Below are 3,414 nucleotides of genomic sequence, written 5' to 3'. Positions count from 1 at the left end.
AGGCCTCAGCATTTTATTATGGTGATCCCCTGGGCGAAATGCGCCTGGTAAGCAGAGTTTTTGAAATGTAAGGCCTTTGAATAAGACAAAAGGCTGCCTCATCGCTAACTTTGCAACAGTGCCAGTTTTATTACGAACGTGTTTTGGGTGGACAACGGAAAACATATTTCATCGAAAGACCAAAAAAAGAAAAAACACTTCCTGTTGTGATGAGTGAAGAAGAAACCATTCGGGTACTACGCGCTATTGAAAACGTGAAACACAAGGCTATTCTGATGACTATTTATTCGGCAGGTTTGCGCATTTCTGAATGTATAAACCTGAAAATAAAAGACATTGACTCCAAGCGCATGCAAATTCGTATAGAACAGTCAAAAGGAAAAAGAGATCGTTATACCATTTTATCTGAGAAAACATTAATTATTTTAAGAACATACTTTATGGAATATAAACCAAAAGATTATTTATTTGAAGGTCAAAAAGGTGGCGCATACTCAAGCCGAAGTATTCAAAACATTTTTAAAGCAGCTGTTTTAAAAGCAAAGATTCAAAAGGAAGTTACTGTACATACCTTACGACATAGCTTTGCAACGCATTTGCTTGAGAATGGTACGAGTTTACGTTATATTCAATCGTTGTTAGGTCATTCAAGCAGTAAAACAACTGAGGTTTATACACATATTACCACCAAGGGAATGGAACAATTAAAAAGTCCGATGGATTTGTTAGATATATAGAAAGGATTTGTATATTTGAGCAAAACTTAACAAAAAGCACTATGAATATAAATCCTTTTGAGAGAGTAGAAACGAACGGTAAACGGTTGAAAACGGATTTGTCACTGATAATGAAAGGTTTAGCAAAATAAGATATAGTGGATATATACGCCATTTGGCGTATAGCCACTTGTTATGTGCCATTTTTGAATGACAATGCGAATAGATACGGACAAACAAATGAATTTACTTAGTGATAAGAACGTTGCAATAATTGGTGGTGGACCCGTTGGACTGACTATGGCAAAATTATTACAGCAAAACGGCATAGACGTTTCAGTTTACGAAAGAGACAACGACCGAGAGGCAAGAATTTTTGGTGGAACCCTTGACCTACACAAAGGTTCAGGTCAGGAAGCAATGAAAAAAGCGGGATTGTTACAAACTTATTATGACTTAGCCTTACCAATGGGTGTAAATATTGCTGATGAAAAAGGCAATATTTTATCCACAAAAAATGTAAAGCCCGAAAATCGATTTGACAATCCTGAAATAAACAGAAATGACTTAAGGGCTATCTTGTTGAATAGTTTAGAAAACGACACGGTTATTTGGGATAGAAAACTTGTTATGCTTGAACCTGGTAAGAAGAAGTGGACACTAACTTTTGAGAATAAACCGAGTGAAACAGCAGATTTGGTTATTCTTGCCAATGGTGGAATGTCGAAAATAAGGAGCTTTGTTACCGACACGCAAGTTGAAGAAACCGGTACTTTCAACATCCAAGCTGATATTCTTCAACCGGAAATAAACTGTCCCGGATTTTTTCAGCTATGCAACGGCAACCGATTAATGGCGGGACATCAGGGCATTTTATTGTTTGCCAATCCCAATAATAATGGTGCATTGTATTTAGGAATTAGTTTTAAAACGCCCGATGAATGGAAAAATAAAATTCCCTTAGATTTTCAGGACAGAAACAGCGTTGCCGATTTTTTATTGAAAAGATTTTCCAAATGGAGTGAAGTTTACAAACAATTAATACGTTCGGTATCAACATTTCAATGCTTGCCCACAAGGAAATTTCCTTTGAACAATGATTGGAAAAGTAACCGTCCATTACCCATAACAATGATTGGCGATGCTGCTCATTTGATGTCGCCTTTTGCAGGACAGGGTGTAAATACGGGATTATTGGATGCTTTGATATTGTCTGAAAACCTTACAAACGGAGAATTTACAAGTATTGAAAATGCCATCGAAAACTACGAACAACAAATGTTTGTTTATGCAAAAGATACGCAGGACGAATCGACAGAAAACGAAACCGAAATGTTTAGTCCCAATTTTTCGTTTCAAAAATTATTGAATCTATAAACAGTAAGAAAAAACGGCTACTAACAAGCAGTTTTGCAATAGTGGGGCAGAAGTGCAAAATTGAACTTGTGTGCTTCTATCAACTTTTGTACATTAGCTGCCAGTTTAAGATGGGTGCATTTGAGTATGCCCAAAGGAGCCCGCAAGTATGCGCAGGACGAAGCCAGTAGCCGCGCCGATGGTGGCGCGGGTCTATCTGCGCGTCAGCACCGACGCGCAGGACTTGGAACGCCAAGAGGCGATCACTACGGCCGCGAAGGCCGCCGGCTACTACGTCGCCGGCATCTACCGTGAGAAGGCATCCGGCGCACGCGCCGACCGGCCTGAGCTGCTGCGCATGATCGGCGACCTACAGCCCGGCGAGGTGGTCATTGCCGAGAAGATCGACCGCATCAGCCGCCTACCTTTGCCCGAGGCCGAGCGCCTGGTGGCCTCGATACAGGCCAAAGGCGCACGCCTGGCCGTCCCTGGCGTGGTCGATCTATCCGACCTGGCGGCCGAGGCCCAGGGCGTCGCCAAGATCGTGCTGGAAGCCGTGCAGATCATGCTTTTTCGCCTGGCCTTGCAGATGGCCCGCGACGACTACGAGGACAGGCGCGAACGCCAGCGCCAAGGCATTGAGTTGGCCCGCCAGGCCGGGCGGTACAAGGGCCGCCGTGCTGATCCGAAGCGCCGCGCCCAAGTTGTCGCGCTGCGCAAGTCCGGCTACAGCATCAACAAGACCGCCGAGCTGGCCGGGTACAGTGCGGCCCAGGTGAAACGGATATGGGCCGAGGTCAGCCAGGCCGAAGCGAAGCAGCACGGCGCGTTCGTGGAGGACGCATTGACGGAAGCCGATGCCCTGGCCGCTGTCGGCCAGGATGAGCGCCAGGAGGAAAGGGCATGAAGAAGCCGAACCAAGACGACGAGCCGTTTTTCATCACCGAGGAGATTGCGGCCGAAATGATCGCCGGCGGCTATGAGTTCGAGCTGCCGCCCATTCCTTGCACCATCCGCCTACGCGACGTGCTGGAGCGCATGACCGATGCTGAGCTAGCATTGCAGCCGGGCGAGATCGCCGACCAGGAGCGTGAACGCTGCCGGCGCAAGCCGTGTTCAACCTCATGATCTGGTCATGGTATTTTTCATGGCACTGAGCCTGATAGTTCTTGCAAATTGTTGTCACTAAAGGGTTTTGTGTGCTTGTTTACAATCGAGTGGGAGTGACGGGCACTGGCTGGCAATGTCTAGCAACGGCAGGCATTTCGGCTGAGGGTAAAAGAACTTTCCGCTAAGCGATAGACTGTATGTAAACACAGTATTGCAAGGACGCGGAACATGC

4 protein-coding genes are annotated in these 3,414 nt (G+C 45.6%); all 4 read left to right on the top strand.

Features of this window, described 5'->3' with window-relative positions; genetic code table 11:
• Window positions 1-143: 143 nt before the first annotated feature.
• The 4 genes from FTU29_RS17095 (at window position 144) to FTU29_RS17080 (ending at window position 3,200) form a co-directional block, all read left to right on the top strand.
• Window positions 144-737: a tyrosine-type recombinase/integrase gene (locus FTU29_RS17095; protein WP_205779272.1), complete on the top strand. Its 594-nt coding sequence runs from the start codon at window positions 144-146 to the stop codon at window positions 735-737.
• Between the two features lie 189 nt (window positions 738-926).
• Complete coding sequence (locus tag FTU29_RS17090; RefSeq protein ID WP_024160783.1) at window positions 927-2,093, top strand: tetracycline-inactivating monooxygenase Tet(X3); 1,167 nt, start codon at window positions 927-929, stop codon at window positions 2,091-2,093.
• Between the two features lie 148 nt (window positions 2,094-2,241).
• Window positions 2,242-2,979 carry a recombinase family protein gene (locus FTU29_RS17085; RefSeq protein ID WP_001366550.1) on the top strand — a complete coding sequence of 246 codons (738 nt, stop codon included), beginning with the start codon at window positions 2,242-2,244 and terminating at the stop codon, window positions 2,977-2,979.
• Window positions 2,976-3,200 carry a hypothetical protein gene (locus FTU29_RS17080; protein WP_000743213.1) on the top strand — a complete coding sequence of 75 codons (225 nt, stop codon included), beginning with the start codon at window positions 2,976-2,978 and terminating at the stop codon, window positions 3,198-3,200. The genes FTU29_RS17085 and FTU29_RS17080 overlap by 4 nt, the downstream gene beginning before the upstream one ends.
• The last annotated feature ends 214 nt before the right edge of the window (window positions 3,201-3,414 follow it).

Source organism: Acinetobacter sp. YH12086, from assembly GCF_013419345.1.
Classification (GTDB): Bacteria; Pseudomonadota; Gammaproteobacteria; order Pseudomonadales; family Moraxellaceae; genus Acinetobacter; species Acinetobacter amyesii.
This window is presented reverse-complemented; position numbering and strand designations above follow the sequence as displayed.